Source organism: Natronorubrum texcoconense, from assembly GCF_900100335.1.
GTDB classification, from domain to species: domain Archaea; phylum Halobacteriota; class Halobacteria; order Halobacteriales; family Natrialbaceae; genus Natronorubrum; species Natronorubrum texcoconense.
Genome location: NZ_FNFE01000002.1, coordinates 396,465 through 418,448 on the forward strand (window position 1 = coordinate 396,465; position 21,984 = coordinate 418,448).

Sequence of the window (21,984 nt, forward strand, 5' to 3'; positions counted from 1 at the left end):
GGCGAAACGGGATAGCGAGCCGATGGCGGTGGAAGAATCGCGTTCCGAGTTGTAATCGACGGGAGCGTCGATAGAATTATATTCGCGCCACTTGAACGAGCGAACAATGAGTCTCGAGGAGCCGGACTCGGCGACGCTCTCGCGGAGCCAGTACGAGTCGCTCCTCGACGCCGCCGAAACCTACCGCGAGGCGCTCGTCGTCCGCCTCTGTGGCGACGTCGGGCTTCGACCGACGGAGCTCACCGAACTCACTGTCGACGACGTCGAACAGGTCCGCATCGATCCACCACGATACCTCGTTCGGGTGCCGGCCGTCGACGACGGCTCGGGACGGACCGCCTACCTGCCGACCCACGTCGAGCGAGAACTGCGCCGGTACGCCCGGAGCAACAGGCTGTCGACCGACGACCGGATCTTTCCCGTCACGGCGCGCCGGCTCCAGATGCTGGTGTCGGAGGTCGCGGATCGGGCCGCCGAGTTCCTCGACCAGCCGACGCTCGCCGACGTCTCGACGAGCGATCTCCGGCAGTACTTCGCTCGAACCGCGCTCGTCGACCACGCGGTCAACCCGCGCGTCGTCAAGACCGTCGGCGGCTGGCGGAGCTTCGAGGCCCTCGAGCCCTACCTCCCCGAGCCGACGGACGCGGAGATCGTCGACGCCTTCGACGCCGCGGAACGACCGTCGGGTCCCGGTCGCGGCGGATCGGGAGCCAGAACCGGGCCGATGGTGAGCGACGACAGCGTTATCCGCCTGCTGCTCGCCGCGAGCGACCGGTACGCCCTGTTGCGACTCGACGCCGACGGCTACGTCGAGCGCTGGAACCGGAGCGCGGCCGCCATGTTCGGCTACCGGGCCGGCGAGATCGTCGGCACGCACGTTTCGACGTTCTACACGGACGAGGCCGTCGACGACGGCGTTCCCGAGCGGACGCTCGCCGCGGCGCTCGAGGACTCCGGCACCGAGACCGACGGGTGGCGCATTCACGAGGACGGCACGCGGTTCCGGGCGACCGAAGTCGTCTCGCCGCTACGAGACGAGCAGGGCCGCCACCGCGGGTTCGCCGTCTTCGTCCGCGACGCCTCGGCCGTCCGCGAGGAGATCGAGTCGGTCCGGGCGCGCCGGGACGAACTCGAGGATCGTTACGCGGTTGCGACGGCCCATCGTGCGGTCACTCGATCGCTGTTCGAATCGACCGATCACGAGGAGATCGAGACCGATACCTGCGCCGCGCTGGCGGACGGCCGAGCCTACGAGTGCGCCTGGATCGACCGGGCGACGCACTCGAACCAGCGAGGGGAGTGGCGGGTCTCGAGCGGGATCGACCCCGACGCCGTCACCCACCTGGTTCCGGATCGGTGGCGCGAGACGTCCGCGACGACTGCCGATCTCGTCGGCGAACGGACGAGTGACGAGAGCGAGGCGACGGTCTCGGTCGCGACCGACGTTTCGCTCACGACGGATCGGGACGACAGCAGTGAGTCGAGCGACGAGAGCGGCGCCCTCGCACGCGTCCCGCTAGTCTACGGCGACACGGTGTACGGGACGCTCTCGGTCGTGAGCGAACGGGACGGGGCGTTCGACGCGGACGAACGCCAGTGGCTCGAGACGATCGGCCAGCAGGTCGGCTACGCCATCGCGGCGGTTCGTCGGCGCAACCTCCTGCTCTCGGATCGCGTCGTCGAACTCGAACTCACCTGCCGCGACGAAGACTCCTTTTTCGTCGACGCCTCGCGCCGACTCGGCTGTCGGTTCGAACTCGATTCGCTCGTGCCGCTCGGGGAGACGACGCAGCTGTACTACCTGCGCCTCGAGGGGGCGTCGCCGGCCGACGTATTCGACCTCGCCGCGGACGAACCCGGGATCGAGGACTGCCGACTGATCGAGACCTACGAGGGCGGATGGCGCGTCGAGTTCGTCATCGACGGCTCCTGTCCGATCGTCACGCTCATCGAGTACGGCACCACCGTCCTCGACGCGCGATTCGAGGGTGGAACCGCGACGATCACGACCGAGTGTGCGGCCGACGCCGACTTGCGGACGATCGTCGACGGCCTGCGCGCCGTGTTCCCCGACTCCGAACTGGTCGGGAAACGCGAGGTCGAACGGACCGTCCAAACCGCCCGCGAGTTCCAGAAGGGACTCGAGGAGCGGCTGACCGACCGCCAGGAGGCGGCGCTTCGAGCGGCGTACTTCGGCGGCTACTACGACTGGCCGCGCGAGAGTACGGCCGAAGAGATCGCCGACGCGATGGGGATCTCCTCGCCGACGCTCCACAATCACCTGCGAAAGGGCCAACACGAACTCCTGCGAACCTTCTTCGACGATCCGGACGACGGCGGATCGGATAACGCCACGTAACAGTCCGGCGACGAACGCCGTCGGGTCGACACTAAACCTCTAGAGGGACGGCCTTGCGCCTGCGTGGTTACGCTCGTCGTCGGCCCGGTCGATTCGCGGGTGATCCGCGCCGCCGCGCCGCGCGACCGCTCAGCGGGGGGACCCTCCCCCATATAATCGACTATAGTATCCTAATACAGTCAATATCCTCTAGTTATTCGACCCGATTTTGCACAACTAGATGCCGACTTTACTATACCGGTTGTGTATTGAGTTGGTGTATCATGTCACAGGAGGATGCCAACCTCGAGGCCCGTCTCGAGGAACAGGAGACGTTCGAGCCCCCCGAGTCGTTCGTCGAACAGGCGAACGTCACGGACCCGGGGATCTACGATGAGTTCGAAGAGAACTGGCCCGACTGCTGGGAGCGGGCCGCCGATCTGTTGTCGTGGGAGGAGGAGTACGACACCGTCCTCGACGACGATAACGCGCCGTTCTACGAGTGGTTCACGAACGGGACGCTGAACGCCTCGTACAACTGTATCGACCGCCACGTCGAGGGCGACCGCGCCGACGAAACCGCGATCGAGTGGGAGGGCGAACTCGGCGAGACGCGCAGCTACACCTACAGCGAACTGCTCGAGGAGGTCGAGGAGTTCGCCGCGACGCTTCGCGAGCTCGGCGTCGAGGAGGACGACGTCGTCACCCTCTACCTGCCGATGATTCCGGAGCTCCCGATCGCGATGCTCGCGTGCGCCCGAATCGGCGCCCCACACGCCGTCGTCTTCGCTGGGTTCTCCGCGGACGCGCTCGCGACGCGGATGAACGCCGGCGAGAGCGAGTATCTCGTCACCTGCGACGGCTACTACCGTCGCGGCGACGCGCTCGATCACATCTCGAAGGCCAACGAGGGACTCGAAGGCGTCGAGCACGAGGTCTCCGACGTCGTGGTCGTCGATCGACTGGGCGACGACCTGGAGCACGACCTCGCGGACAACCAGCACGACTACGACGACCTCGTCGCCGAACAGGAAGGGGCGAGCGTGGATCCAGTCTCGAGGGACGCCGAGGACATGCTGTTCCTGATGTACACCTCGGGGACGACCGGCAAGCCGAAGGGCGTCAAACACACCACGGGCGGCTATCTGGCCTACAGCGCGTGGACGAGCCACGCGGTCCTGGACGTCAAGCCCGACGACACCTACTGGTGTGCGGCCGACATCGGCTGGATCACCGGCCACTCCTACATCGTCTACGGCCCGCTCGCGCTGGGGACCACGACGATGATGTACGAGGGCACGCCGGACTACCCCGAGAAAGACCGGATGTGGGAACTCGTCGAGAAGAACGACGTCGACATCTTCTACACCGCGCCGACGGCCATCCGCGCGTTCATGAAGTGGGGCGAGCAGTACCCCGCCGAGCACGACCTGTCGTCGCTCCGCTTGCTCGGCACCGTCGGCGAACCGATCAACCCGCGGGCGTGGAAGTGGTACTACAAGCACATCGGCGGCGAGAACTGCCCCATCGTCGACACCTGGTGGCAGACCGAAACCGGCGGCATGATGATCACGACGCTACCGGGGATCAGTAAGATGAAACCCGGTTCCGCGGGCCCGCCGCTCCCGGGAATCGACGCCCGGATCGTCGATGCGGAAGGGAACGAGATCTCGGCCGGTGAAGCCGGCTACGTCACGGTCAACAACCCGTGGCCCGGGATGCTCCGGACGCTGTACAACAACGACGAGCGGTTCATCAGCGAGTACTGGGCCGAGTACTCCGACGAGGAGGCCGACGAGTGGGTCTACTTCCCCGAGGACGGGGCGAAGATCGACGAGGACGGCTTTATCACCGTCCTCGGCCGGGTCGACGACGTCATCAACGTCTCCGGGCACCGACTCGGGACGATGGAGATCGAGTCGGCCGTCGTCGGCGTCGAAGGGATCGCCGAAGCCGCCGTCGTCGGCGGCGACCACGAGGTCAAAGGCGAAGCCGTCTACGTCTACGCGATTCCCGAAGACGGCTACGAAACCGGCGACGAACTCGAGGAGCGCGTCGTCCAGGGCGTGCTCGATTCGATCGGCCCGATCGCGAAACCGGAAGAAGTGATCTTCACGCCGGAACTGCCGAAGACGCGCTCGGGCAAGATCATGCGGCGCTTGCTGGAGAACATCGCGAGCGGCGACGAGCTGGGTAACACCTCCACGCTGCGAAATCCGGAGGTCGTCGACGAGATCGCAGAACAGGTCGACCTCGACTGAGTCGACCGGCTTCTTTCACACGAAATCACAGTCACGAAAACACAGACAGCGACACACACGGACAACACTACATGTCAGACAATAGCTCTCAAGGTTCGGAGCCGACCGCCGAAACGGACGGCGGTGTCACGACGGAAGCGTACCTCGATAAGGAAATAAACATATTCAAGCCGGCGACGCCGTTCATGCGGGATCACCTGCGGGTGATCTGGCTCTCGTTCGTCGCGTGGATCATCGTCGTCTTCGGCCCGACGACGGCAACGCTGCTCGCACCGGACCTCATGACCGGGACGACCGTCCTGAACGGGTTCCCGCTCCACTTCGTCATGACGGCGATCTTCACGCCGCTCGCGGCCTTGCTGCTCTCGGTCGCCTACGCCATGCAGCGCGACCGCCTCGACAGCAAGTACGATATCTCTCACGACGAGGAAACCGAGTCCGGCAGCGCCGTCGCCGCGGACGGAGGTGAGTCCGAATGATCGAGGCGGTCGATCCGGTGATCCTCCAGGAGACCGCCCTCGACGTGGGTGAGTTCAAACTGGTTCCGGCACTGACGGTCGCCGCGATGCTGGCGCTGTTCCTCGGCGTCGGCTACTTCTTCCGGGTCGCCGCGGTCGACGAGCTGTGGGTCGCCGGACGATCCATCGGCTCGATCGAGAACGGGATGGCGATCGGTGCCAACTGGATGAGCGCCGCGTCGTACCTCGGCGTCGCGGCGCTCGTCGCGACGGCGGGCTACTTCGGCCTGGCGTACGTCGTCGGCTGGACGACGGGCTACTTCATCCTGCTCATCTTCCTGGCCGCCCAGTTCCGCCGATTCGGGAAGTATACGGCCCCCGACTTCGTCGGTGACCGGTTTTACTCCGACTGGGCGCGCGGAATCGCCGCGTTCACCACGCTCGCGATCGCGTTCACCTACGCGATCGGTCAGGCGAGCGGAATGGGATTGATGGCCCAGTACATCTTCGGCATCTCCTACGAGGCCGGCGTCATCCTGCTGATGGCCGTCACCATCGGCTACGTCGCGCTCTCGGGCATGCTGGGGACGACGAAGAACATGGCCATCCAGTACGTCATCCTCATCATCGCCTTCACCCTCGGCCTATACGCCACCGGCTGGACCCAGGGTTGGTCCACCGCGCTGCCGTACTTGGAAGCCGGGCCGCAGGTCGCCGAAGCGGCGAGCATCGAAGCGCAGTTCGTCGAGCCGTTCGCGAACGCGAGCTACTACGCCTGGATCGCCCTGGCGTTCAGTCTGATCGTGGGGACCTGCGGACTGCCCCACGTCCTCGTGCGGTTCTACACGGTCGACAACGAGCGCACCGCGCGCTGGTCGACCGTCTGGGGCCTGTTCTTCATCTGCCTGCTGTACTGGGGAACGGCCACCTACGCCGCGTTCGGCGGACTGCTATACGCCGACGGTCCCGGTGACGGCACCTTCACCGGTATGGCGGGTGCCGAAGCCGACGCGCTGGTCGTGTTGACCGCCCAACTCGCCGACCTGCCAACGTGGCTCGTCGGACTTGTCGCGGCCGGTGCGGTCGCCGCGGCGCTCGCGACGACGGCCGGACTGTTCATCACCGCCTCCTCGGCGGCGGCCCACGACATCTACACCAATCTGTACAAGGAAGACGCGACCCAGCGCGAGCAGATGATCGTCGGCCGTGCGACGATCGTCGGAATCGGTATCCTCGTCGCGCTCATCGGCCTGAACCCGCCGGCGCTGATCGGCGAACTCGTCGCGATGTCGTTCGCGATCGCCGGCACCGTCTTCTTCCCCGTGTTCTTCCTCGGGCTCTGGTGGGAAAACACGACTCGAGAGGGCGCCCTCTCGGGGATGATCGTCGGCATCCTGATCTCGTTCGGGGCGATCCTGAACGACACCGCGATTCCGATGTACACCGGCGTCGAAGAGGCGGTCCTTCCCGGAGTCGCGACCTACCTTCCGGGTACCTCGTCGGCGCTCATCGGCGTGCCGGTCGTCTTCACTGTGATCATCGTCGTCTCGGTGGTCACGGACGAACCGCCACAGCACATCAAGCGCCTCGTCCGCCAGTGTCACAGCCCCGAACCGATGAGCCAGATGGAATCGGCCGAAGACGCCGCCGCTAACGGCGGCACCCCAGCAGACGACTAACCATGTACGATACGATACTCGTTCCCACTGACGGTAGCGACGTTGCAGCGAACGCGGTCCACCACGCGATCGATCTGGCCGAGAAATACGACGCCGCCGTCCACGCGTTGTACGTCGTCGACACCAGCGCGATGGACATCAGCCTCGGCACCGAACAGGTCGACCGCATCCGACAGGGCAAGTACGACGAGATGCCCGAAGTACAGGAGCGCGCCAACAAGGCGACCGGCAGCGTCGCCAGTCAGGCGCGCGAACGCGGCCTCGAGGTGACCGAATCCGTCGTCGCCGGCCAGCCCCACAGCCGGATCGCGGACTACGCCGCAAACCACGACGTCGACCTCATCGTCATGGGGTCGGCCGGCCGCGGCGGCGTCAAACGCGTCCTGCTCGGCAGCGTCGCCGAGCGGACCCTGCGGACGACCGACATTCCGGTCCTCGTGGTCGACATCCGGGAGGATTGACATCGGACTCGAGTCGAGTTTCCTCCTGTGACCGCTCGACTCGCTTTTTTGCGATGCGCTCAGTTCGAGACGCGAGCGGTGAGTCCGCCGCGATCAGCGCTCCGACGTCGCCAACTCGAGGCTCATAAAGAAGAGGAAGTAGGCGGCGATCCCCGCAAGCATGAACAGGTAGTACGCCCAGTCGGGGCCCTCGAGGACGCGAAAGATGAGGTCGACGACCGTCACCCAGACGATCGCGAACACCAGATCGACCAGCAGCCCCCAACGGTCCTCCCGGGCCTCCCGGATCCATTCGCGAACGCTCGTCATCGCCCGGTCACCCGCCGGCGTGCGAGGTCGGTCATTACGTGATCCTTTCGCAGGGGATCGAAAAAGCTTATCGACGACCGGAGCGCCGGTTACTCGTCCCAGTACGCTACGTCGTCGTCGATTCGATAGTAGCCGTCGAACGTCCGTTCATCGCGGCCGCCCGGCGGCGAGCCGACGAAGACGCCGAACTTCTCCATCTCGGGGTAGACGGTGAGGTCCGGCTCGTTCATCGTCGAGATCATCAGGTATCGGAGCGGTTCCTCGCCGTCGTTGACGATTCGATGGCCGCCGTTTTCGTCCGCCGGGAGGGTGACGAAGTCCCCGGCCGCCAGCGGCTCCTCGCCGGTCTCGGCTCGAAGCAGTCCCTCGCCCGCCAGCACGTACAGCGCCTCCTCGTTCGCCGTGTGGTAGTGGTAGGGCCACGAGCGCATCCCCGGCGGAAGTTCGTAGAGGCTACAGCCGAGGTCGTCGGCCTCGACGGCGCTCGAGAGCTCCTTGCGTCGGAACGCGGTCTTCCCGTGATCGTACTCCCGCCAGTCGACGTTCGATTCGTTGATCTTCTCCATACGGTCGGACAGAACACGTCACCGAAAGAAGGTTTGGGAGGAAAGGGTCGCGCACTCGGCGGAGTCGTCGAGTCGGAGTCGGCGGCTATTCGGCGGCAGGAAGCGTGAAGAAAAACGTCGATCCGTCGCCGGGTTCGGAGTCGACCCAGATTTCTCCATCGTGACGCTCGACGATCCGCTTGCACAGCGCGAGCCCGATCCCCGACCCAGCGTGTTCGTCGACCGAGTGTAGGCGCTGGAAGATGCCGAAGATTCGATCGGTCTCGTCGGGATCCACGCCGATCCCCTCGTCTCGGACAGAAATCGTCCACGTCGACTCTTCTCGAGTCGCCGAGACGTGAATCCGCGGCAGTTCGTCGCCGCTGTACTCGATCGCGTTGCTCACCAGGTTCTGGAAGAGTTGCTGTAACTGCCGTTCGTCTCCGTCAACGGCGGGTAACGGCTCTCGAGTGATCTCGGTGTCGGTCTCGTCGATCTTGAGCTGCAGATCCGTGAGGACGTCGTCGAGAACGGCGTCCAGATCGACGGGGTCAAACTGGCCGCCCTGCGTGCCGACCCGCGAGTACTCGAGCAGGCCGTCGATCATCTCGCGCATGCGATCGGCCCCGTCGACGGCGTACTCGATAAACTCCTCGCCGTCCTCGTCGAGTTCGTCGCCGTAGCGATCCTCGAGCAACTGGAGGTAGCTTGTCACCATACGGAGTGGTTCCTGGAGGTCGTGGGAGGCCGCGTACGCGAACTGCTCGAGTCGGTCGTTCGACGCCTCGAGCTGCGTGATCGCCCGCTCGAGGCGGTCCTCAGTTTCTTTCAACCGATCGTTCTGCTCTTCGACCGTTCGAGCGTGGGTGAGCGCCCGCGCCTCGTGGACGCCGATTCCCAGGCCTGCGATGGAGCCGATCGACAACAGGACCGCCTGCGTCCCGAACGTGTAGTTGACGGTGACGCCCGGGTGGAGGATGCGCAGCCCGACCACGAGACCCATAACGGCGATGCCGCCGAAGACCCACGTCACAATCCGCGGGTAGAGTTCGGACGGAATCGTCGAGGTGGGTAACCAGCGGCCGACGTACAGCATGATCAGCCCCGGCGTGCTGAGCAAGACCAGATCGAGCACCGCCTCGAGAAACCCACCAGTACCGATCAACGCGGCGAACGATCTGACGATTGAACTGGTGAGAAGCAACACACCGAGTACGGGAATAACGAGGTGCCAGCGGGTCGTCTCGTCCCGATAAGAGTCAGGAAGTATGTCGAGTTCGAGAGAGCCCACACCCATTACGGGTACATACGAACGGCGGCGCTGTTTAGCGTCGCTTTTTCGCACACAATCCGTTTAAATACTCAGCGGGAAGATTTCTCCAAGTCCGAGAGGGAACTCCCGAGGATTTGATTGATACCGCGTCGAAGTCGAGAGCCGACGGCTTGCTGCGTGATGCCGAGTTCCTCGCCGAGTTCGTCCATCGTCACCTCCCGCGGGGAGTTGAAGTAGCCGCGGTTGTAGGCGAGTACCAGCGCTTCTTGCTGCGAATCGGTCAGCGCCGCTTCGGGCTTCGTCTCTATCGGCGTGAGCGCGTGCAACTTCGTCAGCGTGATCGGAATCTCGAGTTCTCTGCACCGTCGCTGGAAGGACGCGATATCGCTTCGGTCGTCCCCGCGGATCTCGAACGTCCACTGCTGGTTCGTTCCGACCGCTTCGATGAGCGCGATATTCGTCTCCGTCAGCGTGTTCAGAACGCCGGCGTAATCCAGCGTCCACTCGATGCGCAACAGGTGCTCGTCCTCGACGGAATCGACGAGCTGGATCCCCTTCACCCCCGGATGCGCGGCAAACGAATTCTCGATGTCCTCGGCGGCAGTCCCGCGAACCCAGAAGTAGGGAACGACCACGTCACGTGCCGGGATGATTCGCTCCAGTTCGACCGTCACTCCCGGCAGTTGTTCGAAGACGCTCCCCAACGGGAACTCCTCGGACGGAACCGTAAACGTCGCCTCGGTAGCCATGCTCCGACCGTTATCTCCGCCGGTAAATATCTGCTACGGGGTTCGTTAGACGTCCATCCGACGCCGATACGAAACGACACCGCATGCGAGCCTGCGTCGCTACCAAAACGAAACCCCCTAACCTCGCCCGGGAGTCCACTCGAGCATGCACGACGACAGCGAGGTCGCCGTCCTCCGACTCGGCCACCGGCCCGGTCGAGACGAGCGGATGACGACCCACGTCGGTCTGACCGCGCGGGCGCTGGGTGCCGACCGCGTCTGGGTCCCCGACAACGCCGGCCAGTCCAGAGACACCGTCGCGGACATCACCGACCGGTTCGGCGGCCCCTTCGAGGTCGATCTCACGGACTCGCCGCAGGGAATCATCCGCAACTGGGAGGGGCGGGTCGTCCACCTCACGATGTACGGCGAGCAGGTACAGGACGTCGAGAACGACATTCGAGCCGCCCACCGGGATGACGGCAACCCCATCCTCGTCGTCGTCGGGGCCGAGAAGGTCCCGTTCGACGTCTACGAGGAAGCCGACTGGAACGTCGGCGTGACGAACCAGCCCCACTCCGAGGTTGCCGGCCTGGCCGTCTTTCTCGACCGGCTGTTCGAGGGTCGCGAACTCGAGCGCGAGTGGGAGGACGCGGACCGAGAAGTGATTCCGATGGAGACCGGCAAGCGCGTCGAGTCGACGGACGAAGAGTAACGAACGAACTCAACCGGACGGCCGAAACAGTCGAAACGGCCGGAGCAGTCGTCGGCCGACCGTCCGAACGACGTGTCGAGCCATCGCGACGGCACCCATCTCGTTCTCGTCGATCACGTAGCCGTTGCCGACCCGTTCGATCGGACCCGACTCGCCGTGAGTCTCGAGAAGACCCTCGAAGTCGGATTCGGTGAGCCCCGTCCGCGACTGGATCTCCGCGGCGGTGAGCGGTCGATCGGCCTCACGGAGCGTCTCGATCAGCCAGCGGTTGTGCTCTCCCAGCAGGAGCAGTTCGTCGTTCGATATGTCTTGCTCGTCCTCGCTCCGCTCGTCGGGAGGGGTGCCGTTGCGCCACGCGTCGACCCCGTCGAGTACGATCCAGGCCCCGACGACGGCGAGCGCCGGGCCGAGCCAGGAGTCGTCGGTTAGGACGCCGTAGCCGCCGGCGGCGAGGACGATCGAGCCGAGTACGACGGTCGCGAGTGCGGGCTCGATGTCGAGTCCCGCCGCATCCGCGGTCGTTCGAACGAGCGGTGTGACGACGACGATTCCGAGGACGACCGCGACCGCGGACGACTCGAGACCGAGCGCGTAGAGTACGCCGAGGAGGACGACCGCGCCGACGAGATCCGCCGTGTCGATCCCCTCGCGGAACCGGGCTGCGAACTGTCGGACCATTTGCACCAACGTAGACACTATCGTTCTTAACAGTATCGAGGATTCGGGGCTGACTCGTAAATCGCCGTGCGAACCGGTCTCGAGTCGGCGAGCAGCGATCGAAGTCGAATTGTCAGCACGCACTCCGGGGAACACGCGGCGAGCGGACGGGGGATGTCGAACCGCCGCGGACAACAGGTGACGAACTGCTGTGGACGAGTGGTGACGTGTGCCGTCGCACGACCCGAAGGGTGAGACGGGGACGGCCCGACCGACGAAGGGCTAGTTTTTCACCGTCTGCGAACGCAGCAGGCGTATGGACTCAGACTCGCCGCTTCCCCGGACGCCGATCGAGTGGTTCATGCTCGCCCCGGCGCTCGCCGTCATCAACGGAATCGTCCTGCTCGCGACCGGCCACACGCTTTTCGAGGCGATCGCGATGGGCGTCTTCTACGGGTTCGCGATGGCGTTCGTCGTCCTGCTTCTCGCCGTCACCTGGAACGTGCTCCGGAACAGGGGTAACGCGTCGGATGCGGACTCGACGGAGTAGCTGCCACGGCCATCTGGCCACAGCGGTTCCCGCTTCCGCTCAGTCAGTCCGGTAGAACCGAACGCCGTCCTCGAGATCGTACGTCACCGCTCCCCGATTCTCGAGCGTGCCGAGCGCCCCCATCGTATCCAACACGGGAGCCATGTAGCGAACGCTACCGGCCCGCTCATCGGCGACCGACAGCGGCGTCGCGGGTTCGACCGCGGCGAGCGCCGCTTCGGTCTCCGCGACCAGGCTATCGAGTCGGTCGCGCGTGAGTCCGACGACCCGGTTGGGGTCCTCGAACGTCGGCCCGTGGCCGGGGAAGGCGTGGGTCGCCGTCGTCTCCAATAGGCGATCCATCGCGTCGTAGTAGCGATCGACGCCGTCGTAGGTCTCCCAGTGGATCCCGGCGTGGAACGTCCCGGCACGGAAGGATTCGATCAGCGCGTCGCCGGAGAAGAGGACGGTTGCCCCCTCGAGCGTCGTCTCGAAACTCAGGTGGTTCAGTTCGTGACCCGGCGTCGCCAACGATCGAAACTCGCAGTCGCCGACCGAAAACGCGGCGTTCGGGTCGATCGGCTCGGTCGTCGCCGGGTCGAGCAGTTCGACGTCGCGCCGCAGCGACTCGAGTTCCTCGTCGACGATCTCTTCGCCCTTTTTATCGGTGTACCCCACCGACCGCGCGGTTTCGCGTACCGCCTCGCGGACCGTCTCGGGGTCGCGCTCGAGTCGGTCGAGGGCCGCCCGCGGCGCGTGAACCGTCGCGCCGGCCTCTCGCAGCGTGCCGGCCTGCCCGAGATGGTCGCTGTGGGCGTGCGTGACGAGCACGTGGTCGATGTCGTCGATCGTGTAGTCGAACTGCTCGAGGCCGGCCGCGAGCTCCGCCTCGCCCGCATCGGTCGGCGTGCCGGCGTCGATCATGATCGGTTCGGGTCCGTCGATCACGTACGCGGCGACGTGTTTCGGGGGCCACGGCACGTCGAACTCGAGGCGATGGATCGTCGAGAAGAGACGATCGCCTCGGCAGGCGCCTTCGGCGTCGGTATCCATTGACTCGAAGACGGCGGTCCGGAAAGGTGAAGGTTACTCTCTGCTGCGAGCGCCTCCCGCGGATGCACACCCGAGGTGGTCGCACGGCGAACCAGTGTAATAAGACTTAATGGCTTCATGCCGTTACACGTAGGTAATGGCTTTTGAGGACCTGCTCGAGGATCCAGTCATCCAGAAGTACTTGCACGAGCTGGTCGGTCCCAAGGGGATGCCCGTCGCGGCCGCGCCGCCTGACGGGGAAGTGACCGACGAGGAGCTTGCGGAGGATCTGGATCTCGAGTTGAACGACGTGCGGCGGGCGCTGTTTATCCTGTACGAGAACGATCTGGCCACCTACCGACGGCTGCGCGACGAGGATTCGGGGTGGCTCACCTACCTCTGGACGTTCGAGTACGGCAACATCCCGGAGAACTTAGAGGAGGAGATGTATCGGCTTCACGACGCCTTAGAAGACCGTCGGGAGTACGAGCGCAACCACGAGTTCTACCTCTGTGAGATCTGTTCCATCCGCTTCGAGTTCGGCGAGGCGATGGACTTCGGCTTCGAGTGCCCCGAGTGTGGCTCGCCGCTGGAATCGATGGACAACGACCGCCTCGTCAACTCGATGGACGACCGCCTCGACTCGCTCGAGGACGAACTCAACATCGACGCGGACGCCTAATGGTAGTTCTCGCAACCAAACTCTACATCGAAGGCGACGCTCGCGACCGCGCGCTGGACTCGCTGCGCTCGCTCGTGAACAACGAAATCGGCGATCTCGACGTCGAGTTCGAGATCGGTATCCGCCACGACGACTTCCCGAGCGTGACGATCGAAGGCGAGGACGCCACGGTCGCGCGCAACGTCCTCCGCGAGGAGTTCGGCGAGATCGTCCCCGACCTCGAGGTCGGCGAGACCTACGTCGGCACGCTCGAGTCGTGGGACGAGGACGGCTTCGTGCTCGACGCCGGACAGGGCGAGGGCGTTCGGATTCCGACCGAGGAACTCGGCCTCGGTCCGGGGTCGGCGATCCAGATCCGCGAACGGTACGGACTGGTTCAACATCTCCCGTTGCGGTTCGTCTACGGCACCGGCAACGGCGACGACGGCGGTGACCCACCGCGACTCGCCGAGGAAGAACAGGATCGCCTCTACGAGTGGACCCGCGGGAACGGCCGACTCAACGTCAACAGCGCGACTCGCGCAGAGGTTCGGGCGACGCTCAACCGTGCGGGCCACGCCCAGGACTACGTCACGGTCGAGCGACTCGGACTCCTCGAGCAGAGTGTAATCTGCCCAGAAGACACCGACCCGCCCGGCCTGCTGGCGAGCGTCGGCGAGTACCTCCCGGCGGAGCTCCGCTGTGTCGTCCCATAACATGAATCGACGGCTCGTTCTCGCGGTGCTCGCGGTCGGCTTGCTCGTCGGTCTAGCCGGCTGCTCGATGTTCTTCGGCGGCATCTCCGACGAGGACCTCGACCAAGAGCAGGAGTACGACGACTTACGAGACAGTGACGCCGACGTCGCCATCGACCTCGAGAGCGGGAGCCTGATCAGCAGCGGCGAGTTCCGTGCGGTCTACGAGCTGGAAGACAGGGAGTCGCTCTCGCTGTACCGATCGAACATCTACAGTGATCGAGCCCTCGATATCCACAGCGTCCGCTACTGGTATCCCAACGGGACGGAGGTGACCGGCTCGGAGCTGGACGTCGATCAGAGCCAGACGAGCACCGACGTCCGGGTTCCGGACGGCAACGGCACGCTCGCGTTCTCGGGTGACGCCGACCGCAAGTCGTTCACGCTGCCGGCCTACGTCGAGGGCTCCTACGAGGTGACGATTCCCGAAGGACACCGGACCACCGCCTTCCTGTTCGGCGACGTCAATCCCGGCGGCTACGAACGGGAGGTCGTCGACGACCGAGAACGACTCACCTGGGACGAGATGGATAGCACGCTCAACTTGCAGTACTACCTCACTCGCGACATCCCGCTGTTCATCGGCCTGGTGGCGGTCGTCACCACCGTCGGCGGCATCGGGATCGCCTACTACTACCGAAAGGTCAAGCGACTCCGGGAACAGCGCGAGGAGATGGGGTTAGACGTGGATATCGACGACGATTCCAACGACGGGCCGCCGCCGGGCATGAAGTGAGGTCGGCGACCCGCTCGTCACTTCGTTCGATACCGACGGAGAACAGCACCGATACGGAGCGTTAGCCGTGAATCGCCTGTTCGTCGAGCCACACAACGTCCTCGCCGTCGATCTCGAGGCGCCCCTTGACGTGGAGCATGTGTCGGCCCATTCGCGTCTCCTCGAGATCGCTCGGCCGGATCGTCCGCGTGACGTCGACGTCGTCGACGAGCCAGCCATAGTAGGCGTCGTCGGCGTCGGTGACGCGAAAGACGAGGAGCTTCGGCTCGTCGACGCGGGCCGTCGTTCGAACCGACGACGTAAACGCCCTCGGGAGGTCGACCACCCGCACTCGTTCGCCCCCGACCGAAACCGAGCCAGCGTTCCACGGATCGTCCGCCGTGGCGATCGACTCGTCGTCGGTCACGCCGAAGACGGACGCGACGGCGTCGGCTCTGACGCAGTATCGGTCGTCCTCGAGATCGAAGGTAAGAACGCTAACGGGATCGTCGGAATCGTCGGGCGTTGTCGCCGATGCCATGCTGCTACAAAATTTAGGAGGGGGAAAATAAACAGTTCGGGTTCGCTGGTCCGGACCGATCAGTCGTGTGGCGACTGCGGCCAGCGCAGTGTGACGCGCCGTGGGAGTCAACGTTTTAGTGTTGGAATGTGATGGACGAGCAAGAACATGGTACCGGATCTCTCCGAAAAACTTCTCGGAATCGATATCGACGATGCCGACGACCCCGATCGTCGGAACGCGGACGGCCCGGACGAGGACGAAGTGGAACTCGAACAGTTCGTCTACTTCGGGCTGGGCGACGACCGATTCGCGCTGCCGGTCGACGCGATTCGAACGCTCGCCGAGGTCTCCGAACAGGTGACGCGAGTCCCGCGCTCCCCCGACGCGATCGAGGGCATGATCGACCTTCGGGGAGAGATCACCGCCGTGATCGACCCGCACGTTCACTTTCCGGGCCTCGCAACCGACGAGCAGGTCGGGCGGGAACGACTGCTGGTGCTCGACCGGCCGGCCGACCAGCAGTCGGTCGCGATTCGCGTCGACGACGTGATGGGCGTCGAAACGGTTCCCGTGAGCGACGTCCACGACGAAGCGTCGCTGGAGGAGTCCCCGCTTTCTGGCGATGCACTCGCCCACCCGCTCGTGGTCGCCCTCATCGAACAGGAACGCGAGGTGGCCCCCGACGTCGACCGGCTCGTCTCCTCGAGTCAGCCGGAGACAGCTATCGCGTCCGAAACCGGCGGCGAGACCGATTTTGGCGGTGCCACCGCACTGTCGCCACCGGCAGGCGAGTCACCGGACGGTCCCGGAACCGTCGTCGGGAAACCCTTCGAACTCGAGACCGACGAGTCGGCGGAGTCGGAGCCCGTCGAGGCCGACGACGAACGGGCCCGAGAACTCGTCGTCGACGGCACGCCGCTGCTCGACGTCGAGAACCTGCTGTTGGCATCCGGACAGCAAGCGTAGCTGACTGGGTCGAAACCGCGTTTTCAGATGTCGTCGTCTGAACGGGGTCTTTGCCCCGTATTCGACACTTATCACGACTGATAATCGAGAGACAGCATTTATGGTAGTTGTATTTCTATCAGCGTTTGGTGTACTACTGAATGTCGACAGGGGTGCTCATCGTGGACGATTCTCATTTTATGCGGAATCTACTGCGCCAAATTTTGGAACAGGATTACCGCATTCTCGGAGAAGCGTCCAACGGCGCCGAAGCAGTCAAACTGTACAAAGAACACGACCCCGATATCGTGATGATGGACATCGTGATGCCCAAGTGCAACGGCATCAAGGCGACCGCCGCGATCAAGAAGATCGATCCGGACGCCCGAGTCATCATGTGTACGAGCGTCGGGCAGCGTGAGAAAATGAAACTTGCCGTGAAAGCTGGTGCGGACGGCTACGTGACGAAACCGTTCGAAGAACCCAGCGTCAGAAAGGCTCTCACAGACGTCGCGACTGCATGACGCGAGTACTCGTTGTCGACGACTCACAGTTCATGCGGACAGTCGTCGACAACGCACTCACGGAGGCTGGCTACGACGTCGAGACCGCGACGAACGGGTCGGAAGCGATCGAAACGGCCGCCGCGTACGATCCGGATATCGTCACGATGGACGTCGAGATGCCCGAACTGGGCGGTATCGACGCCGTCGAGCGAATTATGGCGAGGAACCCGACGCTAATCTTGATGCTGAGCGTTCATACTGAGCAGGGAACGGAGACGACGCTCGACGCCCTCGAGCGCGGCGCGATCGATTTCCTCCACAAACCCGACGGCTCGGACGGACGAACGCTCGCCGATCTCAGCAGCGAGGTCGTCGCGAAAGTCGACGAACTCGCGAACGCGAACGTCTCCTCGATCGCACTCGCTCGCGCTTCAGCGTCCGCGTACGCGACGCGGTCGTCCCGGGCGAACCGCGACGTGGCCACGGGACGGGCAGTCGCCGGAGCCGGAGCCGGAGCCGACTCGCGAGGCTCCCTCGAAGTCAGCGGCGGATCGACGACGAATCGACCGGCTGGCCCCGACGCCCAACGAGCGTTCAGCCCGGGATCCGGAGCCGGCAGCAAGAGCGAATCCGACGAGGATCCGGAACCGATCGAACTCGAGGGCGATCACGCGGACGATCCGACCGTCGTCCTCGGCGCCTCGACCGGCGGCCCGAAGATCGTCGAGGCACTGTTCGAACGGCTCCCGGCCGACCTCGGTGCCAAGGTGCTGGTCGTCCAGCACATGCCCGAGGGCTTTACCGAACGGTTCGCCGAGCGGCTCGACCGCCTCAGCGAGTACGACGTTCGCGAAGCGAGCGACGGCGAACTGGTTCGCGCCGGCGAGGCGGCGATCGCCCCCGGCGACGCCCACCTCGAGGTCGCGAACAACGTCGGCGGCCGCCTTCGCGTTCGACTCGACGACGGCGAGCGGATCCACGGCGTGCGTCCGGCGATCGACGTGACGATGCAGTCGGCGGCCGAAACGGCTGTCGACCCGATCTGTGGCGTCGTGCTGACCGGGATGGGCCGTGACGGAGCTGCGGGAATCGAATCGATCAAGCGTGCCGGCGGGCACACCATCGCACAGGACGAAGCGACGAGTCCGGTCTTTGGCATCCCCTGTCAGGCTATTCAGACGGGCTGTGTCGACGATATCGCACCCGCGACCGAACTCGTCGAGACGATCGTCGACGCGTTCGACACGGACGGTGAGACCGATGAGTGACTATCTAACCGACTTCGTTCAGGAGAGCGAAGAACGAATTACGGAGCTGAACAACGCGTTGCTCACGCTCGAGCGTGATCCGACCGACGACGACGCGATGGAGAACATCTTCCGCGTCGCTCACACGCTCAAGGGCAACTGTGGCGCGATGGGACTCGAGTCGGCGAGCGATCTCGCACACGCGATCGAGGACCTCCTCGATGCCGTCCGGCAAGACGAACTCGAGGTGACGCCCGAACTGATGGACGCCATCTTCGACGGCGTCGACGAACTCGAGACGATGGTCGACGAGGTGTCGGCCGAGGGTGAGATCGAAACCGATCCGACGGCGACGATCGAAGCGCTCCGTGAGCATCTCGGCGACGATGCCGACGCGGTCGGCATTGGCGTCCCGACGCCGAGCGAAATCGAGTCCGTCCTCGAGCGGTTCGAGCCGCCGGCGGACGACGAACACAACGCGTATCTGGTCCGGCTCGATATCGCGGACCGTCCGAACGTCAACAACGGCGAACTCGTCGTCGACGCGCTCATCGACGCGTTCGATCTCATCGGCACCGAGCCGCCGCGAGCGGAGATCGAAGCCGACACGTACGGCGGACAGTTCGACGCCGTCTTCGGCAGCGCCGTCGGCGAGACCGCGATTACGTCGGGTCTCGAGCCGGTCGAGGAGGTCGACGAGTTCGAACTGGTCAACGTGACCGAGCAGTTCGAACGCGTTGCCGGCGCGGCCAGCGAGGGCGACGCGGAGTCGGGCGGCGACACACCGACAGCCCAGCCGGGTGACGCGATCTCTTCGGAAGAAGCGCAGGATCTCGAGGTCGACGAACTGCTCGACGAGTTCGACGAGTTCGACGACTTAGACGAGATGGTCGAGGACGTCGGCGACGACGAACTCGACGCGTTCGACGACATGGGCGACGCCGGGACGTTCGACGACCTCCTCGAGGACGACGAACTGGCCGACGAATCGGGCGTCGACGCCGATACGGACGCTGATACGGGCTCCGAACCCGACGAGGCCACACCCGCGAACGACGAAGCGGACGTCGACGACGCGAACGCCGTCTTCAACGAACTCAAAAGCGAGGTCGAGATGGTCGGCTTCGACGAACTGCAGGACGAACTCGACGAACTCGAGTTCGACGAGTTCGACGACGACGACGAGGTCGGGATGGACGAACTCATCGGCGACGAGGTCGACATCGACGATACCTCGTTCCTCGACGACGAGGAGCCGACCGAGGCGACCATCGACGATATGCTGGTCGAGTCGGGCGAGGAGTCCGAGTCGACAGCTGTGACGGCGGACGCGACAACGGCGCAAAACGAGGCCGATTTGTCGCCAGCGGACGAGGCGACGGAAACCGGCCTCGAGAGCGAAACGGGTCTCGAATCCGACGACAGCGATATCGCGGTCGACGACGGATCGACACCGGATGCAGAGACGGCGGATTCGGAGTCGCCAGTCGAAACCGAACCGGCGACCGACCTCGAGGCGGACGCCGCCGCTGAACCCGAGATCGATTCCGATTCGGATACCGAATCCACGGACGAGGAACTCGAGGCGGATACCGAATCCGAACCGGACATCGAGTCCGAGACCGCTGTCGGTTCCGAACCGGACGCCGCGTTCGGCGAGGGAGACGAGAGCGAACCCGACGTGACTACCGAACCCGACTCACCACTGTCGGAGTCGGAAGCAGTCGATGCAGCCGACGACGATGATCCCGTATCGGCGGCGGACGCCGAAAACGGCGTCTCCGAGTCGGTCGAACCAGACGCGGACGCGGTTGAGACGGACGACGACGCGGCCGAGGCGAGCGAGGTATCCGCCCCGGATGGCCCTGCGACGGAGACCGAAGACGACTCCCCGTCCTCGGTCGAGACGGACGACGAAGAGCCGAGCGATGCGGCGGACGACGGTGATGCAATCACCGCCGACGCTGCGGACGGACTCGACGACGCGGACAGTACAGCCGAATCGGACGACGAGACCGAGTTCGAAGACGAGTTCGGCACGGCTCTCGAGGACGAGTTCGACTCGACGATGTCGTTCGACGACGGCACCGACACGGAGTCGTTCGACGACGACGATGACGCGGGCGTGGAGGACGCGGATCCGTTCGCCGACGACGCCTTCGACGACGAGTTGGAGGGCGACCTGTTCGCCGACGATTCGTTTACCGACGACGTCTTCGAGGACGACACCGACTTCGCCGATGCGGACGACGGTGACGCGTTCGGTGACGTCTCGGCGACACCGGACGACGAGACGTTCGGCATCGACGACGACGGATTCGATGCGACAGCGTCGAGTTCGTCGGAGAGCGAGACGACGGCCGCCTCGTTCGACGACGCTGCTGCCGAGACCGGCGGCGATGCAGACGAGGACGTCGTCCGTCGGATCGACGAACCGACGCTCGAGGTGCCGGACATCTCGATCTCGGAAACGGACGAGCGACCCGACGCCGACCAGCAGACAGACGAGATCCAGTCCGTCCGCGTCGACGTCGAACAGATCGACTCGCTGCTCACGCTCGTCGAAGGGCTGGTCACGAGTCGCGTTCGGCTCCGGCACGCGGTGACCGAAAGCGAAGATACCGGGGCGCTCGAGACGGAACTCGACGACCTGGAGGATCTGACGACGGAACTCCAAGAGACCGTGATGGACGTCCGACTCGTCCCGCTACAGACGGTGACGAACCGCCTGCCGCGGGTCGTCCGCGACATCGCGCGTGATCAGGACAAAGCGGTCGCGTTCGAGATGTCCGGCGAGGACGTCGAACTCGACCGGAGTATCCTCGATCGAATCGGCGATCCGCTGATCCACCTGGTTCGAAACGCCGTCGATCACGGCATCGAACCGCCCGAAGAGCGCGAGGCCGCAGAGAAGCCCCGTGACGGCGCCGTCGAGGTGCACGCCGATCGCTCGCGCGACCGCGTGACGATCACGGTCGAAGACGACGGGAGCGGGCTCGACCCCGACCGCCTCCGCTCGGAGGCCGTCGAGGCCGAGATCCTCACCGAGGACGAAGCCGCCGACCTGCCGGACCAAGCGGCCTACGAACTGATCTTCCACCCCGGGCTCTCGACTGCCGACGAGGTGACGGACGTCAGCGGCCGCGGCGTCGGGATGGACGTCGTCAAACGAACGATCGAGGACCTCGAGGGAACCGTCGCGATCGACAGCGAGGCCGGCGAGGGGACGACCGTCACGATGACGCTTCCCGTCTCGGTCGCGATCGACGACATCCTATTCGTCGAGTGCGGCGGCGAGGAGTTCGGCGTCCCGACGAAGACCGTTCTGGACATCGAACCCGCAGACAGACTGGAGACGGTCGATGGCGAACCCGTCCTCGCCGACGGTACCGACGAGTATCCGGTCGTTCGCCTCGACGAGACCCTCGAGACGCCTCGAGCCGGTGCGAACGGGGACGGCATGCTCGTCCGCATTCGCAACGACGTTCGGCCGGTAGCCCTCCACTGTGACCACGTCCACGGGCAACAGGAAGTCGTCGTCAAGCCCTTTGAGGGCTTTATGAGCGACATTCCGGGGCTCAGCGGTGCGACGGTACGGGGGCGGGGGGAGGTAGTCAACATTCTTGACGTGACGACACTATGACAAT

At 64.8% G+C, this 21,984-nt stretch carries 21 protein-coding genes; 14 read left to right on the top strand and 7 right to left on the bottom strand.

What is annotated here, in order from left to right:
• Positions 1-106: 106 nt before the first annotated feature.
• The 5 genes from BLT08_RS08215 to BLT08_RS08235 all read left to right on the top strand — a co-directional run bounded on the left by BLT08_RS08215 (position 107) and on the right by BLT08_RS08235 (position 7,197).
• On the top strand, positions 107-2,359 hold the full coding sequence (locus tag BLT08_RS08215) for a bacterio-opsin activator domain-containing protein (protein WP_090304803.1): 2,253 nt from the start codon (positions 107-109) through the stop codon (positions 2,357-2,359).
• A gap of 263 nt (positions 2,360-2,622) precedes the next feature.
• Positions 2,623-4,599, top strand: coding sequence for an acetate--CoA ligase (gene acs, locus BLT08_RS08220; RefSeq protein WP_090304805.1), 1,977 nt, complete (start codon positions 2,623-2,625; stop codon positions 4,597-4,599).
• A 71-nt stretch (positions 4,600-4,670) separates the two neighbouring features.
• Positions 4,671-5,078, top strand: coding sequence for a DUF4212 domain-containing protein (locus BLT08_RS08225; RefSeq protein ID WP_090304807.1), 408 nt, complete (start codon positions 4,671-4,673; stop codon positions 5,076-5,078).
• Complete coding sequence (locus tag BLT08_RS08230) at positions 5,075-6,736, top strand: solute symporter family protein (protein WP_090304810.1); 1,662 nt, start codon at positions 5,075-5,077, stop codon at positions 6,734-6,736. Before BLT08_RS08225 ends, BLT08_RS08230 begins: the two co-directional genes overlap by 4 nt.
• Before the next feature lie 2 nt (positions 6,737-6,738).
• Entirely contained in the window at positions 6,739-7,197 is a 459-nt protein-coding gene (locus tag BLT08_RS08235) for a universal stress protein (RefSeq protein ID WP_090304812.1), read from the top strand.
• 93 nt (positions 7,198-7,290) lie between these two features.
• Here BLT08_RS08235 and BLT08_RS08240 read toward each other — a convergent pair whose 3' ends face one another.
• The 4 genes from BLT08_RS08240 to BLT08_RS08255 all read right to left on the bottom strand — a co-directional run bounded on the left by BLT08_RS08240 (position 7,291) and on the right by BLT08_RS08255 (position 10,073).
• A complete protein-coding gene (locus tag BLT08_RS08240) occupies positions 7,291-7,506 on the bottom strand; it encodes a DUF8119 family protein (RefSeq protein ID WP_090304815.1) in 216 nt (71 codons plus the stop codon).
• A gap of 89 nt (positions 7,507-7,595) precedes the next feature.
• Positions 7,596-8,072 carry a cupin domain-containing protein gene (locus BLT08_RS08245; RefSeq protein WP_090304817.1) on the bottom strand — a complete coding sequence of 159 codons (477 nt, stop codon included), beginning with the start codon at positions 8,070-8,072 and terminating at the stop codon, positions 7,596-7,598.
• A gap of 85 nt (positions 8,073-8,157) precedes the next feature.
• Positions 8,158-9,348, bottom strand: a complete 1,191-nt coding sequence (locus tag BLT08_RS08250) for a sensor histidine kinase (RefSeq protein WP_090304819.1) — start codon at positions 9,346-9,348, stop codon at positions 8,158-8,160.
• 65 nt (positions 9,349-9,413) lie between these two features.
• The gene (locus BLT08_RS08255) at positions 9,414-10,073 is read right to left on the bottom strand and encodes a helix-turn-helix domain-containing protein (RefSeq protein ID WP_090304821.1); all 660 of its coding nucleotides are present in this window, start codon (positions 10,071-10,073) and stop codon (positions 9,414-9,416) included.
• 145 nt (positions 10,074-10,218) lie between these two features.
• Between BLT08_RS08255 and BLT08_RS08260 the strand changes: the two genes are divergently transcribed.
• Positions 10,219-10,767 carry a tRNA (cytidine(56)-2'-O)-methyltransferase gene (locus BLT08_RS08260; protein ID WP_090304823.1) on the top strand — a complete coding sequence of 183 codons (549 nt, stop codon included), beginning with the start codon at positions 10,219-10,221 and terminating at the stop codon, positions 10,765-10,767.
• A 9-nt stretch (positions 10,768-10,776) separates the two neighbouring features.
• Here the strand turns inward: BLT08_RS08260 and BLT08_RS08265 are convergent, their stop codons facing one another.
• Positions 10,777-11,445: a hypothetical protein gene (locus BLT08_RS08265; RefSeq protein ID WP_090304825.1), complete on the bottom strand. Its 669-nt coding sequence runs from the start codon at positions 11,443-11,445 to the stop codon at positions 10,777-10,779.
• A 295-nt stretch (positions 11,446-11,740) separates the two neighbouring features.
• On the opposite strand from BLT08_RS08265, the gene BLT08_RS08270 reads away from it, so the two are divergent.
• Entirely contained in the window at positions 11,741-11,974 is a 234-nt protein-coding gene (locus BLT08_RS08270; protein WP_090304827.1) for a hypothetical protein, read from the top strand.
• Positions 11,975-12,013: 39 nt separating this feature from the next.
• On the opposite strand, the gene BLT08_RS08275 is transcribed toward BLT08_RS08270, so the two are convergent.
• On the bottom strand, positions 12,014-13,006 hold the full coding sequence (locus BLT08_RS08275) for an MBL fold metallo-hydrolase (RefSeq protein ID WP_090304829.1): 993 nt from the start codon (positions 13,004-13,006) through the stop codon (positions 12,014-12,016).
• A 136-nt stretch (positions 13,007-13,142) separates the two neighbouring features.
• Here BLT08_RS08275 and BLT08_RS08280 point away from each other — a divergent pair, with 136 nt between their 5' ends.
• Genes BLT08_RS08280 through BLT08_RS08290 form a run of 3 tightly spaced genes read left to right on the top strand, consistent with a single transcriptional unit; the run spans position 13,143 to position 15,137 of the window.
• Entirely contained in the window at positions 13,143-13,667 is a 525-nt protein-coding gene (locus BLT08_RS08280; RefSeq protein ID WP_006089263.1) for a transcription factor TFIIE subunit alpha, read from the top strand.
• Positions 13,667-14,362, top strand: a complete 696-nt coding sequence (locus BLT08_RS08285; RefSeq protein WP_090304831.1) for a DUF2110 family protein — start codon at positions 13,667-13,669, stop codon at positions 14,360-14,362. The genes BLT08_RS08280 and BLT08_RS08285 overlap by 1 nt, the downstream gene beginning before the upstream one ends.
• Before the next feature lies 1 nt (position 14,363).
• The gene (locus tag BLT08_RS08290; RefSeq protein ID WP_090304833.1) at positions 14,364-15,137 is read left to right on the top strand and encodes a DUF5803 family protein; all 774 of its coding nucleotides are present in this window, start codon (positions 14,364-14,366) and stop codon (positions 15,135-15,137) included.
• A gap of 61 nt (positions 15,138-15,198) precedes the next feature.
• Here BLT08_RS08290 and BLT08_RS08295 read toward each other — a convergent pair whose 3' ends face one another.
• A complete protein-coding gene (locus BLT08_RS08295; RefSeq protein ID WP_090304834.1) occupies positions 15,199-15,657 on the bottom strand; it encodes a chemotaxis protein CheW in 459 nt (152 codons plus the stop codon).
• Between the two features lie 147 nt (positions 15,658-15,804).
• Between BLT08_RS08295 and BLT08_RS08300 the strand changes: the two genes are divergently transcribed.
• The 4 genes from BLT08_RS08300 (at position 15,805) to BLT08_RS08315 (ending at position 21,980) form a co-directional block, all read left to right on the top strand.
• A complete protein-coding gene (locus tag BLT08_RS08300; protein WP_090304836.1) occupies positions 15,805-16,605 on the top strand; it encodes a chemotaxis protein CheW in 801 nt (266 codons plus the stop codon).
• Positions 16,606-16,745: 140 nt separating this feature from the next.
• On the top strand, positions 16,746-17,108 hold the full coding sequence (cheY, locus tag BLT08_RS08305; RefSeq protein WP_090304838.1) for a chemotaxis protein CheY: 363 nt from the start codon (positions 16,746-16,748) through the stop codon (positions 17,106-17,108).
• Positions 17,105-18,358, top strand: a complete 1,254-nt coding sequence (gene cheB / locus BLT08_RS08310; RefSeq protein ID WP_090304840.1) for a chemotaxis-specific protein-glutamate methyltransferase CheB — start codon at positions 17,105-17,107, stop codon at positions 18,356-18,358. Before cheY ends, cheB begins: the two co-directional genes overlap by 4 nt.
• Positions 18,351-21,980, top strand: coding sequence for an Hpt domain-containing protein (locus BLT08_RS08315; protein WP_090304842.1), 3,630 nt, complete (start codon positions 18,351-18,353; stop codon positions 21,978-21,980). The genes cheB and BLT08_RS08315 overlap by 8 nt, the downstream gene beginning before the upstream one ends.
• The last annotated feature ends 4 nt before the right edge of the window (positions 21,981-21,984 follow it).

Excerpts from the sequence above, each read along its gene's own strand:
- BLT08_RS08215 (WP_090304803.1), top strand. The coding sequence starts at position 107 with ATGAGTCTCGAGGAGCCGGACTCGGCGACGCTCTCGCGGAGCCAGTAC.
- acs (WP_090304805.1), top strand. The coding sequence starts at position 2,623 with ATGTCACAGGAGGATGCCAACCTCGAGGCCCGTCTCGAGGAACAGGAG.
- BLT08_RS08225 (WP_090304807.1), top strand. The coding sequence starts at position 4,671 with ATGTCAGACAATAGCTCTCAAGGTTCGGAGCCGACCGCCGAAACGGAC.
- BLT08_RS08230 (WP_090304810.1), top strand. The coding sequence starts at position 5,075 with ATGATCGAGGCGGTCGATCCGGTGATCCTCCAGGAGACCGCCCTCGAC.
- BLT08_RS08235 (WP_090304812.1), top strand. The coding sequence starts at position 6,739 with ATGTACGATACGATACTCGTTCCCACTGACGGTAGCGACGTTGCAGCG.
- BLT08_RS08240 (WP_090304815.1), bottom strand. The coding sequence starts at position 7,506 with ATGACGAGCGTTCGCGAATGGATCCGGGAGGCCCGGGAGGACCGTTGG.
- BLT08_RS08245 (WP_090304817.1), bottom strand. The coding sequence starts at position 8,072 with ATGGAGAAGATCAACGAATCGAACGTCGACTGGCGGGAGTACGATCAC.
- BLT08_RS08250 (WP_090304819.1), bottom strand. The coding sequence starts at position 9,348 with ATGGGTGTGGGCTCTCTCGAACTCGACATACTTCCTGACTCTTATCGG.
- BLT08_RS08255 (WP_090304821.1), bottom strand. The coding sequence starts at position 10,073 with ATGGCTACCGAGGCGACGTTTACGGTTCCGTCCGAGGAGTTCCCGTTG.
- BLT08_RS08260 (WP_090304823.1), top strand. The coding sequence starts at position 10,219 with ATGCACGACGACAGCGAGGTCGCCGTCCTCCGACTCGGCCACCGGCCC.
- BLT08_RS08265 (WP_090304825.1), bottom strand. The coding sequence starts at position 11,445 with ATGGTCCGACAGTTCGCAGCCCGGTTCCGCGAGGGGATCGACACGGCG.
- BLT08_RS08270 (WP_090304827.1), top strand. The coding sequence starts at position 11,741 with ATGGACTCAGACTCGCCGCTTCCCCGGACGCCGATCGAGTGGTTCATG.
- BLT08_RS08275 (WP_090304829.1), bottom strand. The coding sequence starts at position 13,006 with ATGGATACCGACGCCGAAGGCGCCTGCCGAGGCGATCGTCTCTTCTCG.
- BLT08_RS08280 (WP_006089263.1), top strand. The coding sequence starts at position 13,143 with ATGGCTTTTGAGGACCTGCTCGAGGATCCAGTCATCCAGAAGTACTTG.
- BLT08_RS08285 (WP_090304831.1), top strand. The coding sequence starts at position 13,667 with ATGGTAGTTCTCGCAACCAAACTCTACATCGAAGGCGACGCTCGCGAC.
- BLT08_RS08290 (WP_090304833.1), top strand. The coding sequence starts at position 14,364 with ATGAATCGACGGCTCGTTCTCGCGGTGCTCGCGGTCGGCTTGCTCGTC.
- BLT08_RS08295 (WP_090304834.1), bottom strand. The coding sequence starts at position 15,657 with ATGGCATCGGCGACAACGCCCGACGATTCCGACGATCCCGTTAGCGTT.
- BLT08_RS08300 (WP_090304836.1), top strand. The coding sequence starts at position 15,805 with ATGGTACCGGATCTCTCCGAAAAACTTCTCGGAATCGATATCGACGAT.
- cheY (WP_090304838.1), top strand. The coding sequence starts at position 16,746 with ATGTCGACAGGGGTGCTCATCGTGGACGATTCTCATTTTATGCGGAAT.
- cheB (WP_090304840.1), top strand. The coding sequence starts at position 17,105 with ATGACGCGAGTACTCGTTGTCGACGACTCACAGTTCATGCGGACAGTC.
- BLT08_RS08315 (WP_090304842.1), top strand. The coding sequence starts at position 18,351 with ATGAGTGACTATCTAACCGACTTCGTTCAGGAGAGCGAAGAACGAATT.